Raw genomic sequence first — 15,814 nt, 5'->3', positions numbered from 1 at the left:
TGTCTTGGTGTCTCTACGACAGGTTTCGCGCCGCGTCGCGGACAAAGATGCCGCGCTCGCTGAAGGGGGGGCCTCCAGCCCCGTTCAGATGCCCAACGTCAGCTGCGGCTCCGCACCGTCTCCGACCTGGAGCGACGACAGCGAGACCCCCAACAGCCTGACGCGCTTGGGCAGCGGCATCTCGGCTTCGAGCAGGCCGCAGGCCAGCCGCTCCAGATCGTCGCGGCCGGCAACGGCCGCCGTGACCGACCTGCTGCGCGTGATGATCTCGAAGTCGGCGAACTTGATCTTCAGGGTCACGGTGCGGCCGCGATTGCCGGTGGCTTCGCAATGGCGCCAGACTTTATCGACGAGAGGCCTGAGCTCGGCGACCAGCGCGTCGAACGCGTCGAGATCCGCCGAGAACGTATTCTCCGCACCGATCGACTTGCGGATCCGGTTGGCGCGGACCGGCCGCTCGTCGACGCCGCGTGAGATCCAATAATAGTATGCGCCCGACTTGCCGAAATTCGCATTCATGAACTCCAGCGTCTGGTTACGGATGTCGCGGCCGGTGAATAGGCCGAGCGCGTTCATCTTGGCAGCTGTCGCCGGACCGATGCCATGGAACCTGCCGACGGGCAGCGTCTCGACGAAGGCCGGTCCCATCTCCGGCGAGATCACGAACTGACCATTGGGCTTGCGATGATCGGAAGCGAGCTTGGCCAGAAACTTGTTGTAGGAGATGCCCGCGGACGCGTTGAGGCCGGTCTCGGCCTTGATCTTCTCGCGGATCTTCAGCGCGATGTCCCGCGCCAGCGGAATGCCTTGCAGGTTCTCCGTGACGTCGAGATAGGCTTCGTCGAGTGACAATGGCTCGATCATCGCCGTGTGCTCGGCGAAGATGTCGCGGATCTGCCTGGAGATCGCCTTGTAGACCTCGAAGCGTGGCTTGACGAAGATCAGATCGGGACACTGCCGTTTCGCCGTCACCGATGGCATGGCGGAGCGAACGCCGAACTTGCGGGCCTCGTAGCTGGCGGCCGCGACGACACCGCGTTCCGCGGAGCCTCCGACCGCGACCGGCTTGCCGCGCAGCTCCGGATTGTCGCGCTGCTCCACCGACGCGTAGAAGGCATCCATGTCGATGTGGATGATCTTGCGCACCGGCGAGGCTGCGCCGGTCACGGTGTCGGATTCGCTCATGGCAAGATGATACAAGCGAGCAAGGAGAAGCGCGAGGTGATGGATGGGTCAGTTGTCAAAGCGCAATCTCAGGCTTGTGAGTGGCAAGCGGGAGCACGCGACCTAATATGAGCCGGCGGAGGACGCCCATGCAATACAGCTCCGAACTCATTCAGACGATGCGCCAAGCGCTGGAGACCGTGGTGGCGAACGTGCCGGCTCACCAGTCGGTCTTCGGTCTGAAAGCGGCCGTAGCCGAATGCATCCTGAAGGCCGCGGCACACGGCCAGACTTCGTATGACGGACTGGTGGCGTCCGCCTCTGATCAGGTTCAGGCAATCATCTCGATGCTGACGTGAAAGCCGGCATGAAAGCGGCTGCAAGCTGGCGCACCCGACGTCGATCTCTTGGAAGAGATGGCGAGGAAAATCGGCAATGTCAGGCTGATCATCGTCGATCCGATCTCGGCATACATGGGCGGCAGCGACGGGCCTCAATCCTCCGGGTTGCCTCTGCCGCTTTTTCCGCCTCCAACCTCTTGGTCGAGTAGTCGTAGAGCGTCCACAGAGCTCCGACCAAAACCGCAGCAATTGGAAGCCAATCTTGTACGAACTGGAGGGCTGGTGATTTCTTCTGCGCCGGCGGCTCTCGGACGGGTAATTTGCTCATGTGTCAAACCATTATTCAAGCAATGGACAGACAATCCTGCCCATGGTTGTATGAAAGTGCAGACTCAACCAGGGGAGAGGAAATGGTCAAATGGATACTTGCCTGCTTGGTGGCTTTGGCTATTTCAGACGCAAGCGCCCAACAACTGGGGAATTACTCCGCCAATCCGTACGCTCCTAACTCGACAGGTAATCCGTACGGTGCTGGAAGCCCGTATGGTCAAAACAGCATCAACAATCCCTACGGGCGCTATGGCAGCCAGTACAGCAACGACTCGGCAACCAACCCGTATGCTACGAACGCTCCAAAGCTATACGATTCCGATGGGAATTATCGAGGACGCCTGAGCAGCAATCCTTACGACCCGGACTCCGTTTCAAACCCTAACGGCCGATACGGCAGCCGCTACTCACCGGACAGCATCAACAATCCATACGGAGCCGGAAATCCGTATTCGGCGGACAGTCCGACGAACCCATATGGCAAGGGCCTGTCTATTCAGGGCGACGATGACTAGCGACTCCTGGGTCTTGGCCAGGGTCTGTGGAGGACCAGGAGCGTCTCACATCTACGGTTTTGAAGCTATGACACGATCGAATTTCCTGCGCTGGTCCTTCAACGATCAATATGCGGTGCTCCAAAGTGAGGAGAACTTCCGTCGGTACGTATGCGAGAACCTTGATGAGATCGAATCCGAGGCTCGTCCTGCAAACTGTGCTTCTTGGCCTGATCCTATGGAGGGTCTGGTGATGACGCATGGCCCATTCCACGCTTCAAGGTGCATTGGGTCTAAGAATGGCGGGCCGCGACAATGACGGGGAAGACGACGAGAAGCCTCCTAAGCTGAGGGTCGTTAGCGACAACCCGAATGCTCGGGCCGATCGACAAATCGAATGGGCCAAGGACGAGGCGCACCGCGCTATCACAATTCGCCGCCGCTCTGCTGCGTACAATGGCGGGTAACGATACCGAAGCGGTCTACCTCATCCGTCGGCTGGCTCTCGTCGTAGAGGCGATTAACAAATTCGAGAGACAGGCGGATCGCGGGATATCGGCTGCAGAGCTGCAGGAAGCGCTGCGCCTGGCTCAGGCCGAAATGGATTATTCAGCTGACGATGATTGGCGCCATCGTCACTGGCTCCGCGAACACGGGATGGACGCAATTGTGAAAGGAGCCCTTCGCCTGGCACGCCGAAGGCTGGCTCTTCGCCAAGGATCTTGTGTGCTGGCGAACATCGATGTCGCGCTAACAGCACAGTGGCATCGAACCGCGGACGAAGTCTGGAGCGTCGGGGACCCCGACAAGGCGGGACGAGCTATCGTGCACTGGTCAGAAGGCGGCTTGATTGGGTATAACCGCTTAGCGATTGGCGCACCCGACACGATTCGAACGTGTGACCTTTGCCTTCGGAGGGCAACGCTCTATCCAGCTGAGCTACGGGTGCTAGTCGAGGTTCATTTAGCCGATTGCCGCGGGGTCGGCAACCTCCGCCCGCGCCCAGACGCCCGGTATCGCCCGATTCCCGGTCCTGCGCATCGCTTTTCAATCCAGGAGGGCGGCCGGTCGCGAGATCTCGCCGGAATCGTTCACAAACATCAACGGCCGCGCCTTCGAGGCGACGAACACGGCCGCCGTGAGCGGGCCGCCAAAGCAGGCGCCGGTATCCAGGTTCAGCCGGTTCGCTCGCAGATCAGGTGTCCAGGACCGGATCGGCGTATGGCCATGGACGATGAACAACTCGTGGTCGAGATCGGACGACAAGAAGGGTTCCCGGATCCAGAGCAAATCTTGGTCGGATTGCGACGCCAGCGGTACGCCCGGCCGTATTCCTGCGTGGACGAAAAGTCGTCCATGCTCGATCTTCATGAGCGGAAGCGCGCGTATCCAGTCGAGATGCTCGCTCGGGAAATCGGCCGGATCATCGATTCCGTAGCTGTCGAGCGTCTGTTCGCCGCCGTTCCCCCACCAGTTCATGAGATCCCGGTCGGTGCGCTCTATCTCGGCCGCGCGAAGCAGCATTTCCTCATGGTTGCCCCGGAGACAGACGAAGGATCGGTCCTGCTGCCCCTTGCTGCCCACGAGCACATTCATGACCTCGCGACTCTGGGGCCCCCTGTCGATGTAGTCTCCGACAAAGACAAACTGGGCGCTCCGATGGCCGCGAATCTCATCGCACACGACGAGAAGCGACATCAGCTTTTCGAAGCAGCCGTGGATGTCGCCGATGGCGAAGGTCAGCAGTTCGTGCTCGGGAAGTGGCAAAGCAGGATTTCTCCCTCTTACCAACTCAGATGTAGAGATCCTTGGTCGTGCCCTTGAACCTGATGCGCTTTGGGCCCACGCCCAGATCCGCGAGCGATTCAATCACCCTGTCGTTCAGCGTCTTGCCGTCCTTGTCCTTGCGATCACGCTGGTCCGCGGTGAAATCATAGACGAGCAGCCCGATATTGGCGTTGCTCACGTTGATCTTCTCTCCCTTCGCAACCGCGCCGACCGCCTCAGCCACACTACGGTGCCCGTTGCTCCATTCCGCCATCTCGGTCAGATTCTTCGCAACCCATCGATAGCTATCATCGATCTCCGTCTTGTGAAGGTCGATCACCGCCCTATAGTCCTTGATCTGGTGGAAAATCTTGCCGTTCTCCAGTTCGGGATTGCTGAACGTCTTGGCCTCCCAGAACACCAGATCTATTCCGCTCGCCGTCGTCTCGAAATTCGCAAGGTCCATGCGCGGGAGACTCCGCCCAACGCCGGGGGCGCCGGATGCGTTGATCGCGATCTCGACGTCGACGACGGAGCGATTGGATGTCGCGATCTCGTGAACGCCTTCCTTCTCTCGTCCGGAGTAGAGCGATGCAGCCCTTTTGAGCTTCTCCAGGGTCTTTGCGCCCTCATATTCGCGCGTCAGCATTCTTTGCTCGGCCTCGCCAAAGGCGAACTTGCCGTCGAAAAGCGAGATCTGATCCTTCAAGTCCGGATTCAGGAGATACTTTTCGTGCGTCGTGGTGGTCACCTTCCCGCCCTTGAACGACACCTTGAAGATGGATTGTCCCTGCCAATAGACGTTCAGGTACTCGTTCCGAACGCCGATGATGAGAGAGGGATCGGCGAGAACGTCCCTCCACCAGCCATCCTGCCGAGCAAGTGCCTCGAGTGCCTTGCGAAAGTCGTCTTGCCGGATTCCGCGTCTGAAGCTCATTTCATACCTCCCACCATTCGCCATCGCTGCGTCGCGTGACGTTGTCAAAATATTTGAAAAAGCTGTCGCCTTCGAATGTGTGAACGGGCACCAGCTTGTCCGGTCGTATTGCGCTCGAGAGCCGCTTGAGATCCAGGATGCTGGCGTGGCCCGAGGTATGGATGATCTCAATGGGTACGCCGCGTGTTGCGAGATCCGCCTTCAGCCTGGCTCCAGGACCATCCTTCAGGTATCCGTCCCATTGTGACCAGATCGCCCTGGCGCCGGCCCAGAGATTTGCGGTCTCCACGTCGGGGGCCATTGCCGGGCGAAACAACATCACTGTGCGATCGGCGATCTCGGTGATGCGCTCGCGGTAGATTCGCGCGGATTTGTACGGCTCGAGCAGGTCGAAGCGCCTGTTCCGTGCGATCTGTCGCCGCTGATATTCCGGCACGTAGACCGACAGGTTGGGCCAGCCGACGCTCGGCAGGCGCTCGTTGCCGGTGGCCCGCAATATCTCCATCGCGTAGAGGTCCAGCAGCAGCGTCCGGTCGCTGCGCTTGCAGGCGCGATAGAGGCTGACGATGCGATCGATGTTCTGCGCCGAGGCGGAGATGATGACGAAGCCCGGCGGCCTGAGGCTCTCGGTCAATCTCGCTTCGATGGCGTCTTCCGTCGGAAATTGTGTCCGTTCGTCAAGACGGCCGAGGCTCGATCCCTCCATCAGCATCGTATCGACGCCGCGGGGCGGATCGCTCACCAATCGCTCGAACAGGCCGCTCTTGCGACCATGCGCGCGGATGTCGCCGCTATAGAACAGACGCCGGCCGGCGGCGTGGATCAGCAGCGCATAGGCATCATAGGCCGAATGATCGACCAGATAGGGCGTGATGCTGAAGGGGCCGATCTGCAAAGTCTTGCGATCGGCCAGCTCGAATGAAACGCCTGGCACGAAGCCGTTGGGCACGAAAGGAGCTGCCGCGCGCATGATGCGAGCGGTTGCAGCGCCCATGGCCAGGGGGACATTGGGGCTGCACAGGGGGAGCAAACCCCAATGGTCGCCGTGTCCGTGCGACAGGACGATCGCACGCAGGGTCGGATCGTCGCCGCGAAGCCCGGCCACGGACGGGAGAAGATCGTCGGACGCGCCGTCGGCGTCGAGCGGAAGTCCAAGGTCGAGCAGGATTCTCTCGCCCGCGGCCTCGAGTTCGATGCAGGTGCCACCAATTTGCTGCGTTCCGCGGTGGACACGTCCGCGAAACGAACCAGCTTCCTTGGACATCAGCGGCTGGTCTCGATGGCTGAGCCGGGGGCGGCCGAGCAGGCGAGGGCACTGGGCAATGGGCAGGGAAACATCAAAGCGAATACAGCTCCAGGCAATGACTTATCTATATTCAAATGAGCGCCCGAGAAATTGCGACTTCTCGTGAAGAAAATCTGCATGTTGCTTCGGCGCAACATCACCCGTTGGCGAACCCGAACGCAATAGAACCTTCAATGGGCTGAACTTCAGCACCGGCGCGACCGGCGACTTGCGACGGCTGGAAGTCGGTGCGAGCCGCGATCGGCTCGCGCGAATTCGGCAAGCACCCTTTCGGCACAGATGACGCGGTTGCGGCCGAGCCGTTTGGCGACATAGAGCGCCTCGTCGGCCGCGCCCAGCAGCCGGTCGGGGCCGCCACCCGCGCCACCGGGAATCAGGCTTGCCACGCCGACGCTGAGGCTGACGTGGTCGCCGGCGCCCGTGGCGCCATGGGCGATCTGCAAGGCCATGACGGCGCTGCGGATCTCCTCGGCCACGGTGCAGGCGGCGTCGCAGTCCATGTCCGGCAGGATCAGCGCGAACTCCTCGCCGCCATAGCGGCTGGCGAGGTCGAGGGGGCGCACGGCATGCCGGTTGACGACAGCTGCGACCGCGCGAAGGCACTCGTCGCCGCTCTGGTGGCCGTGGCGGTCGTTGAACAGCTTGAAATGGTCGACGTCGACGAACAGCAGCGCCAGCGGCTTCTGCGTGCGCTGGGCGCGGGCCCACTCGCTCATCAGCATCTGGTCGAAGGCGCGGCGGTTCGACAGGCCGGTCAGCCCGTCCTTGGTGGCGAGCTCCTTCAGCGACATCTCGGCGCGCTTCTGGTCGGTGAGATCGCGCAGCGTCTCCACCACCGCGATCAGGTTGCCGGCCTCGTCGTGAATCGGGCCGGCGTCGATGGCGAGATAGAGCTGGTTGCCGAGCTTCGGCATCACGCACCAGTTCTCTGCGGAAAAGCCGAGGCCGTTGTGGCCGCGCGCGGCATATTCCGAATAGTACTCCGGCAGCTGTTCGGGACGGTCGAGCGCGACGAGGTCGGCAAGGCATGGCCGCCTGGTTTCGTAGAAGGCCTGCCAGTGCCTATTGGTGCCGATCACCTCGGAAGCGTCGACGCCGGTCAGCCGCTCGCAGGCCCTGTTCCAGATCACGACACGGCGCTTCGGATCGATCACGAAGGTCGGCACCACCAGGTGCTGCATCAGCCGCACCGCGTAGGAATCCGCGAGATCGACGTTTTTGCGCGGCTTCGCCATCACGCCACCGCCGCCACGGGCAAGGTCCCGGGCAAGCCATCGCCGGGACCGAACAGCCTTCGCACTTCGCTGGCGGGCTTCGGCGCGCTGAACAGATAGCCCTGCATCTGCGTGCAGCCGAGCGCGCGCAGCATGTCGCGCTGTGCTTCGGTCTCGACGCCCTCGGCGACCGTGGTCATGTTGCTGACGGCCGCGATGTTCACCACCGCCTGCACGATCACGGGCGCGCCGCTCGTCTCGGCGATGTCGGCGACGAAGCAGCGGTCGATCTTGATCTTGTCGAACGGGAAGCGCTTCAGATAGCTCAGCGAGGAATAGCCGGTACCGAAATCGTCGAGTGCGATGCGCACGCCGATCGAGCGGAGCTGATGCAGGATCGAGAGCGCCGCCTCGTCGTCGCGGATCAGCACCGCCTCGGTGATCTCGAGTTCGAGCCGGCGCGGGTCCAGCCCGGACGCGGCGAGCGCGCCCGCAATCCGCAGTGCCAGCGTGTCGCATTTGAGCTGCACCGGCGACACGTTGACCGCGACACGCACATGCGCCGGCCAGGTCGCGGCCTCGTTGCAGGCCATGCGCAGCACCCAGTCGCCGAGCTCGGTGATCAGGCCGGTGTCCTCGGCGATCGGAATGAACTCCGCTGGCGACACCATGCCGCGCTCGGGATGCCGCCAGCGCAGCAGCGCCTCGCAGCCCGACACTTCATTGGTGCGCAGGTCGACCAGCGGCTGATAGTGAATCTCGAAGCCGCCATTCACCAGAGCCTGCCGCAGATCCAGCTCCATGCTCAGGCGCGCCTTGGCGCTCGCATCCATTGCCGGCTCGAAGAAGCGGTGGGTGCGGCGTCCCTCGGCCTTGGCGCCGTACATCGCGAGATCGGCGTTCTTGATCAACTGATCGAGATCGGCGCCGTCCTGCGGCGCCAGCGCGATCCCGATGCTGGCGTCGGTCGAGAGCTGATGGCCGAGACAATGATAGGGCTGCCGAATCGCCTGGTAGATCCGCGTCACGAAGGACAGTACGTCGGCGGACGATGCGATCCCGGTCTGGATCACCGCGAACTCGTCGCCGCCGAGCCGCGCGATCAGGTCGCCCTGCTTGAGGCAGCCGCGGAGACGGCCCGCGATCGCTTTCAACAGCTCGTCGCCGACATGATGGCCGAGCGAATCGTTGATGCCCTTGAATTCGTCGACGTCGATGTAGAGTAGCGCGAACTGGCAGCCATCGGCGACTTTCGCCAGCTCGCGTTCGATCTGCTCGCGGAACAGGGTCCGGTTCGGCAGGTCGGTCAGCGCATCGTAATGCGCCATATGCGCGATCTTTTCGTGATCGCGCCGCCGTTCGGTGACGTCTTCGATCACGTTGATGATGTAACGCGGCTTGCCCGCCTTGTCGCGAATGCCGATACGCTTCGAGATGGTATGTCGCTGGCCACCCGTCCGCCTCGGCCAACTTTGTTCCTTGACCAACAGCTGATCGGGCGATTGCAGCAAGGCGTCATCATCGCGCTTGACGATGACGGCCTCCGGTGCCGGGAGAATATCGGTGGCGGTCTTGCCGACGATCGTCTCGCCCGTTTCGTTGAAGACTTCCTCGGCGATGCGATTGACCAGCAGATATTGCCGCGTTTGAGCGTCCTTTACCGTGATCTGCGACGGAATGTGATCGATGATCTCGCGCAGGAAGGTGTGGTTGCGATCGCGCTCCTGTTCCAGGTCGCGGCGCTCGGTGATGTCTTCGATCGTGGCGACCCATCCGCCCTGCGCGAGAGGGGTGTTGATGACGTGGAAAGCGCGGCCATTGGCCAGCTGATGAGTTCTCGTGGAGACGGTACCTTCGGCGACGGTCCGCATGACGTCCGCGCAAAATTCCGCGACGTTGCCGTCGAATGCGCCGCGCTCCTTGCGATGGTACATCACCTCGCGAATGTGACAGCCGGGCTTGATGACGTCGTGGGACAGACCGAACATATCGGCGTAGCGGCGATTGCAAATGACGATATATCCGGCGGCATCGTACAGGATCAGCCCCTGCGACATGTTGTTGAGGGCGGTATCCAGCCGCTGCCGCTCCAATTCGATTCGCTCCTTGGCCTCGCGGTTCTGCCGGTTGATCTGCCGAATGATGAGATAGAGGATCAGCGCGATCACGGCTGCCGAGAAGCCTGCCGTTGCGACCAGGAAGCCGGTCTGCTGCCGCCAGTCCGCGAGCGCAGCCGACATCGTATTGGTCGCAACGATGATCAGGGGAAAATGATTCAGGGACGCGGCCGAGCCGAGCCGGTCCTCGCCGTCGATCGGGCTCTTGACGCGAAGCGTCTGCTGACCGCCCCTGGTCAGCACCCTCTGCATCAGCGGGGCGTCCTTGAAGCTCCGTCCGATCAATTCTTCGACGTGCGGATAGCGCGCCAGCATCTTGCCTTCGCGATCGAACAGCGAGATCGCCGTGCCCTCGGCAAGCGCGACCGATGCGAAATACTGCCGGTAGCTGTCCGGGTCGATGCGCCGGACCATCACGCCGAGGAAGGTGCCGTCGGCGCCGGTCAGCCGGCGCGCGACGATCGTGGTCCATTGGTCGATGATGAAGCTGCGGACAGATTCCAGGATGACCGGCTCGGCCGCTGGATCCGATTTGAACGTCTGGAAATAAGCGCGCGAGGAGACGTTGATCTTGGACAGGGGCTGGATCCGCGACCAGTTGATCAGTTCGCCGTCGGCATCATAGATCGCGATGTCACCGAGATAGGACACGGAGCCGATCTTGCTGCGGAGCATCTGGTTCGTCGCAGGTCCGGAAATGCGCTCGCGGAACATTGCGGGCGAGGTGATCTCAGGCAGGTTCATCTGCTCGATCACATCGGCGGCGACGCTGTCGGAATCCTGGAATTGCTGATCGAAGTGCCGCGCGATCAGCTGCACCGTGTTTTCCAGCTCGCGTTCGCGGTTGGCGAGGGCCCGCTCGCGAAATTCGCCGACGGCCACGGCCGTGACGATGAAAATGCCCGCGACCAGCAACACGCCGCACAGGGTCAGCCACAGCACAGGACCACGCCGCGCCAAGACCACCCAGCCGTTCCTCGCGGCTAGAGATATTCCGGCTGCAACCTTGGAAAAAACCTGGCGCATTCCCCCTCCCTGCTGGAACAGGAATACATTGCAGAAATGGCGCAAACCTTAGGAAAACCAGTTACCTAAGCATTAATTCGGCCGCGTGGTCGCGTCCGTAGGCCGCGAAGCGGGAATCTCTCGTTGCGGTTGCGCGGCGCGCAATCGCTGCTCTGCATCATTGATGCCGGCTTAGTGCGGGCCGCCTGCACTCTTGCCGCCGCCGGCCTTGCGCAGCCGTCCGACCACGCCGGTCGGAAAGAAGTAGACGCTGGCGATGAACAGCAGCCCGAGCCACAGCAGCCAGCGGTCCGGATGCAACAGCCCCGGCAGCAGCGGCAGGCCGGCTTCGCCCGCCGCCTTGGAGGCGACACCCATCAGCGACTGCAGATAGTTCTGGGCAAGGATGAAGATCGTGGCGCCGATGATCGCGCCGTAGATCGTGCCCATGCCGCCGATCACCACCATCAGCAGGATGTCCAGCATGATCGAGAAGCTGAGCGAGGTGTCGGGACCGGCATAGCGCAGCCACAGCGCGTTCAAGATGCCGGCGCTGGCGGCGACGAGCGCAGCGAGGCAGTTGGCGTAGGTCAGGTGGAACACGGTGCGGAAGCCGAGTGCCTCGGCGCGAAACCGGTTCTCGCGGATTGCCTGCAGCACGCGCCCGAACGGCGAGTTCACCACGCGCAGCAAAGCGAGGATCATCAGGCCAGAGATCGCGAACACCAGGTAGTAGGTCAGGATGCGGCCGTTGATCTCGAAGCCGAACAGGCTTTTCGAGATCAGCACGCTGCCGGGGCGCAGCAATTCGGGCAGCTGAAAGCTGCGCCCGTCCTCGCCGCCGGTCAGCCAGGACAGCTGCGAGGCCAGCACCTGGAAGGCGGAGGCGACCGCGAGCGTGATCATGGCGAAGAAGATCGCGGCCACCCGCAGCGAGAACAGGCCGATGGCAAGCGCGAGCAGCGCTGCGAGCGGCAGGCCGGTGACGATTCCGGTTGCGACCGCGGCCCAGTTCGGGCCCATTCCGTACAAGGCGATCGCAATGGCGTAGCTGCCGATGCCGTAGAACATGGTATGGGCGAACGACACCGAGCCGGTATAGCCGAGCAGCAGGTCGTAGGAGGCGACCAGCGCGGCGAAGACGCAGATCTTGGCCGCGACGTTCAGCGCCTTGGCGCCCGGAAACAGGAACGGCGTCGCGGCCAGCGCCAGGATGATGACGACGAGAAGGAGCGTGAGGACGCGGCTGCGCGGCGGATCGCCTGAGAGAATCATCATCGGCTGGTCACCGCATAGAGGCCGCGCGGCCGCCACATCAGAATGGCGACCATCAGCAGGATGTTGGAGACGAGGGCGAGTTTCGGCACCAGGAAGCCGCCGTAATTGGCAACCATGGCGACCAGGATCGCGCCGATGAAGCAGCCGCCGATCGATCCCAGGCCGCCGATGATGACGACGATGAAAATCAACACGGTGAGGTCGTCGCTCATGGAGGCGTGCACCTGCTCGCGATAGAGCGCCCACATCACGCCCCCGAGGCCGGCCAGCGCCGAGCCCGTCATGAACACGCCGAGGAACAGCCGGCGGATGCGGTAGCCGAGCGCCTCGACCATCTCGCGGTTCTCGACACCGGCACGAATCAGGAGGCCGAGCTTGGTGCGGTTGAGCACGAGCTGGATCGCGATGAAGACGGCGAGCCCGATCAGCATGGCCAGTACGCGGTATTTGGCGACCGCGACGTCGCCGAGGATGAAGGAGCCGCGCAGTGAGACCGGCAGCGGCATCGGGATGATCTGCGGGCCCCACAGCGCATAGAGCGTCTGCTCGGCGACGATCAGGCCGCCGGTCGTCATCAGGATCTGCTTCAGGTGCTGGCCATATACCGGCAGGATCAGCACGCGCTCGACGACCAGGCCAAGCGCGCCGGAGACTGCCATCGACAGCAGCGCGGCCGGCGCCAGCACCGCGAGGTTCACCCAGAGCGAATCCGCCTGAATTGACGCCGCAAACGGCGCCAGCACCAGCGTTGCGACATAGGCCCCGACGGCGATGAAGGCGCCGTGGCCGAAATTGAGCACGTCCATCAGGCCGAACACGAGGGTAAGGCCGGAAGCCATGATGAAGATCATCATGCCCATGGCAAGGCTCGCGGCGGTCAAGGTCAGCCAGGAGCTGGTCGATCCGATCAGCGGGATCATCAGCAGCGCGAGGGCGATCGGCAGCAGGACCGGCGCGAGATCGCGCTTCGGCTTCGGCAGCGGATCGGTTGCGGCAAGGTCTGTCACTGATGCGCCTCCAGGCTCAGGCCGAGCAGCCGCTCCTGCAGCGGCACGTCGGCGGCGAGCGCCGCCATCTCGCCGCGATGAACGATGGTGCCGTTGTCCATGACCAGCACGCTGTCGCCGAGCTCGCGGGCGGCAAAGAAGTTCTGCTCGACCAGCAGGATCGTCGCGCCCTTGCGCTTGATCTCCTTCAGGCACTCGATCAGCGCCATCACGATGGCGGGCGCGAGGCCCTTGGTCGGCTCGTCGATCAAGAGCAGCTTGCGCGGCTCGATGATGGCGCGCGCGATCGACAGCATCTGCTTCTGTCCGCCCGAGAGACTTCCCGCCCGTGACAGCCAGAACCGGCGCAGCGCGGGGAAGAAGCCGAAGATCCAGTCGAGCTGGGCATCGTCGAGGGGCCCGTCGCGGGCCGCGAGCACCAGGTTTTCTTTGACCGTGAGATCGGAGAACACCGCCATGCTCTCGGGCACGTAGCCGACGCCGAGCCGGGCGATGTCGGGCGTCGCAAGGCTCTCGATGCGCATCCCGGCGAGGGTGATCTCGCCCTTCGAGGCCTGCCACAGGCCCATGATGGTGCGCAGCGTCGTGGTCTTGCCCGCGCCGTTGCGGCCGAGCAGCATCGTGACCTGCCCTTGCGGGACGGCGAGATCGATGCCCTGAAGGATGTGGTAGCGCCCGATATGGGTGTGCACGCCGGAGAGTTTTAAGAGATCGGTCATGCGGCACTCTTTGGCGCAACGCCCAGATAGGCTTCCTGCACGATCGGCGAGGCGATCACCTCGGCGGGCGGGCCGTCGGCAACGAGTTGTCCGTTATGCAGCACGATGATGCGGTCGGCGAGCGAACGCACCACGTCCATCTTGTGCTCGACCAGCAGGATGATCTTGCTCTTGTCCTGCTTGAGCTGTGCGATGAGGTTGAGGACGACAGGCACCTCGTCGATGCTCATGCCGGCGGTCGGCTCGTCGAACATGAAGACCTTTGGCTCCAGCGCGATCATCAACGCCACTTCCAGCTTGCGCTGGTCGCCATGCGACAGCGCGGTCGCGGCGACGCCGCAGCGATTGCCGAGGGCGACCTGGTCGAGGATGGCGTCGGCGCGCGCGATCAGGTCGCGGCGCACCATCCAGGGCCGCAGCATGTCGTAATGGGTGCCGTTCGCCGCCTGCACCGCGAGGCGGACGTTCTCTTCCACGGTGAGGTTCGGGAATAGGTTGGTGAGCTGGAAGGCGCGCCCGAGGCCTGCGCGCGTGCGCATCGGCGCGGAATGCTGGGTGATGTCGGCGCCGTCGAACAGGATGCTGCCGTGCGAAGCGCGCAGCTGGCCCGAGATCAAATTGAAATAAGTGGTCTTGCCGGCGCCGTTCGGCCCGACGATGGCGGTGAGCTCGCCCGGGCGAAACGTGCAGGAGACATTGTTGACCGCGACATGGCCGCCGAAGCGTATGGTGAGATCGCGGGTTTCGAGGGTCAGGGGCATGGGTTTCAAGCGTGTCGGGCTGGTTGTGACACCTCTCCCCGGAAGGGGAGAGGTCGATTGGCTCCTGGCGATGCGCAGCATCGTCCAGTGCAAATCGGGTGAGAGGGCTCGGGTCCCACGAGAGAGCGGAACCCCTCACCCGCGCCTTCGGTGCGACCTCTCCCTATGGAAGAGGTGAAGCGGTCACCGCTTGTTCTTGACCGGAACGTCCATGTCCTCGATCTTCAGCTCGCGCACCGGCTCGAGCACGGCCCAGGCGACGTTCGGATCGACCTTGACCTTGAAGTGATACATGCTCTGCAGCGCCTGATGGTCTTCTTTCCGGAACACCATCTTGCCTTTCGGCGTGTCGAACTCCATGCCTTCCATCGCCGTGATCAGCTTCTCGGTGTCGGTCGACTTTGCCTTGGTGACGGCGGCGACGACGGACATCGCGGCGGCGAAACCGCCGGCGGTGAAGAAGTCCGGCGGCGCGTTGAAGCGCTTCTGGTGCTCGGCGACCAGCCAGTCGTTCACCGGGTTCTTCGGGATCTCATAGAAGTAGTAGGTCGCGCCTTCCATGCCGGGCAGGCCCTTATAGGCGGCGAGCGCCGGCAGGATGTTGCCGCCGGTGGAGAGCTCGATGCCGTAGCGCTTCGGGTCCATGTCCTGGAGTTTTGCCAGCGGATTGCCGGCGCCGGCCCAGATCACCCAGATCACCTTGCGGCCCGGCTTGTCCTTCAGCGCATCGAACAGGCGCTGGCCGACCGCGGTGAAGTCGGTGGTCGAGGTCGGGGCATATTCCTCGGCGGCGAGCGTCGCGCCGGTCTTGGCCAGCGCCTCCTTGAAGGCGGCGACGCCGTCGCGGCCGAAGGCGTAGTCCTGCGCCAGCGTCGCGACGGTGACGCCCTGCTTGCCGATCGCGACCGCGTTCGAGATCGCGTCCTGTGACGAATTGCGTGCGGTGCGGAAGATGTAGCGATTCCACTTCTCGCCAGTAATCTGGTCCGCGACTGCGGGCTCGACGATCAGGATCTTCTTGTTTTCCTCAGCGACGGGGAGAATGGCGAGTGCCGCAGCCGACGAGGTCGTGCCGATCGCGATGTCGGCCTTGTCGTCCTGATAGGCCTCCGCGAGCGCGGCCTTGGCGAGGTCCGGCTTGCCCTGATCGTCCTTGGTGATGACGACGATCTTGCGGCCGTCGAGCGTCATGGTGCCCTTGGTGGCGTATTCAAATCCCATCTTCAGGCCGGTCTCGGTCTGCTTGGCGTAAGCCTCGAGCGGACCGGTCTTGCCGTAGATCAGCGCGATCTTGAGATCGTCGGCCCGTGCGGAAGTGCCCGCGGCGAGCGCGAGAATGGTTGTTGTTATGATGAGTGATCGACGCACGATGGT

At 63.0% G+C, this 15,814-nt stretch carries 13 protein-coding genes and 1 tRNA gene; 2 read left to right on the top strand and 12 right to left on the bottom strand.

Going from position 1 to position 15,814, the window contains the following annotated elements; all coding sequences use genetic code 11:
* Positions 1-84 precede the first annotated feature (84 nt).
* Positions 85-1,185 carry a DNA polymerase IV gene (dinB, locus tag EAV90_RS00835; RefSeq protein WP_122407003.1) on the bottom strand — a complete coding sequence of 367 codons (1,101 nt, stop codon included), beginning with the start codon at positions 1,183-1,185 and terminating at the stop codon, positions 85-87.
* A 128-nt stretch (positions 1,186-1,313) separates the two neighbouring features.
* On the opposite strand from dinB, the gene EAV90_RS00830 reads away from it, so the two are divergent.
* Both EAV90_RS00830 and EAV90_RS00825 read left to right on the top strand, forming a co-directional pair.
* Positions 1,314-1,523, top strand: coding sequence for a hypothetical protein (locus tag EAV90_RS00830; RefSeq protein WP_122406270.1), 210 nt, complete (start codon positions 1,314-1,316; stop codon positions 1,521-1,523).
* A gap of 392 nt (positions 1,524-1,915) precedes the next feature.
* Entirely contained in the window at positions 1,916-2,350 is a 435-nt protein-coding gene (locus EAV90_RS00825; protein WP_197711523.1) for a hypothetical protein, read from the top strand.
* Positions 2,351-3,201: 851 nt separating this feature from the next.
* Here the strand turns inward: EAV90_RS00825 and EAV90_RS00820 are convergent.
* The 11 genes from EAV90_RS00820 to EAV90_RS00770 form a co-directional block, all read right to left on the bottom strand.
* Positions 3,202-3,278: transfer RNA gene (locus EAV90_RS00820), tRNA-Arg, on the bottom strand.
* A 98-nt stretch (positions 3,279-3,376) separates the two neighbouring features.
* Positions 3,377-4,096, bottom strand: a complete 720-nt coding sequence (locus EAV90_RS00815) for a metallophosphoesterase family protein (protein WP_244607843.1) — start codon at positions 4,094-4,096, stop codon at positions 3,377-3,379.
* A 25-nt stretch (positions 4,097-4,121) separates the two neighbouring features.
* Positions 4,122-5,033, bottom strand: a complete 912-nt coding sequence (locus EAV90_RS00810; protein WP_122406269.1) for a hypothetical protein — start codon at positions 5,031-5,033, stop codon at positions 4,122-4,124.
* A gap of 1 nt (position 5,034) precedes the next feature.
* Entirely contained in the window at positions 5,035-6,198 is a 1,164-nt protein-coding gene (locus EAV90_RS00805; RefSeq protein ID WP_244608062.1) for an MBL fold metallo-hydrolase, read from the bottom strand.
* 326 nt (positions 6,199-6,524) lie between these two features.
* Positions 6,525-7,574, bottom strand: coding sequence for a sensor domain-containing diguanylate cyclase (locus tag EAV90_RS00800; RefSeq protein WP_129142312.1), 1,050 nt, complete (start codon positions 7,572-7,574; stop codon positions 6,525-6,527).
* Positions 7,574-10,696, bottom strand: coding sequence for an EAL domain-containing protein (locus tag EAV90_RS00795; protein WP_164936718.1), 3,123 nt, complete (start codon positions 10,694-10,696; stop codon positions 7,574-7,576). The genes EAV90_RS00800 and EAV90_RS00795 overlap by 1 nt, the downstream gene beginning before the upstream one ends.
* A gap of 171 nt (positions 10,697-10,867) precedes the next feature.
* A complete protein-coding gene (locus tag EAV90_RS00790) occupies positions 10,868-11,953 on the bottom strand; it encodes a branched-chain amino acid ABC transporter permease (RefSeq protein WP_174221619.1) in 1,086 nt (361 codons plus the stop codon).
* Entirely contained in the window at positions 11,950-12,960 is a 1,011-nt protein-coding gene (locus EAV90_RS00785) for a branched-chain amino acid ABC transporter permease (protein WP_129142311.1), read from the bottom strand. Before EAV90_RS00785 ends, EAV90_RS00790 begins: the two co-directional genes overlap by 4 nt.
* Complete coding sequence (locus EAV90_RS00780) at positions 12,957-13,679, bottom strand: ABC transporter ATP-binding protein (protein ID WP_122406264.1); 723 nt, start codon at positions 13,677-13,679, stop codon at positions 12,957-12,959. The genes EAV90_RS00785 and EAV90_RS00780 overlap by 4 nt, the downstream gene beginning before the upstream one ends.
* Complete coding sequence (locus EAV90_RS00775) at positions 13,676-14,440, bottom strand: ABC transporter ATP-binding protein (RefSeq protein ID WP_122406263.1); 765 nt, start codon at positions 14,438-14,440, stop codon at positions 13,676-13,678. The genes EAV90_RS00780 and EAV90_RS00775 overlap by 4 nt, the downstream gene beginning before the upstream one ends.
* 183 nt (positions 14,441-14,623) lie before the next feature.
* Positions 14,624-15,808 carry a substrate-binding domain-containing protein gene (locus EAV90_RS00770; protein ID WP_162500528.1) on the bottom strand — a complete coding sequence of 395 codons (1,185 nt, stop codon included), beginning with the start codon at positions 15,806-15,808 and terminating at the stop codon, positions 14,624-14,626.
* Positions 15,809-15,814 lie beyond the last annotated feature (6 nt).

This window comes from Bradyrhizobium vignae (assembly GCF_004114425.1).
Taxonomy (GTDB): Bacteria; Pseudomonadota; Alphaproteobacteria; order Rhizobiales; family Xanthobacteraceae; genus Bradyrhizobium; species Bradyrhizobium vignae.
This window is presented reverse-complemented; position numbering and strand designations above follow the sequence as displayed.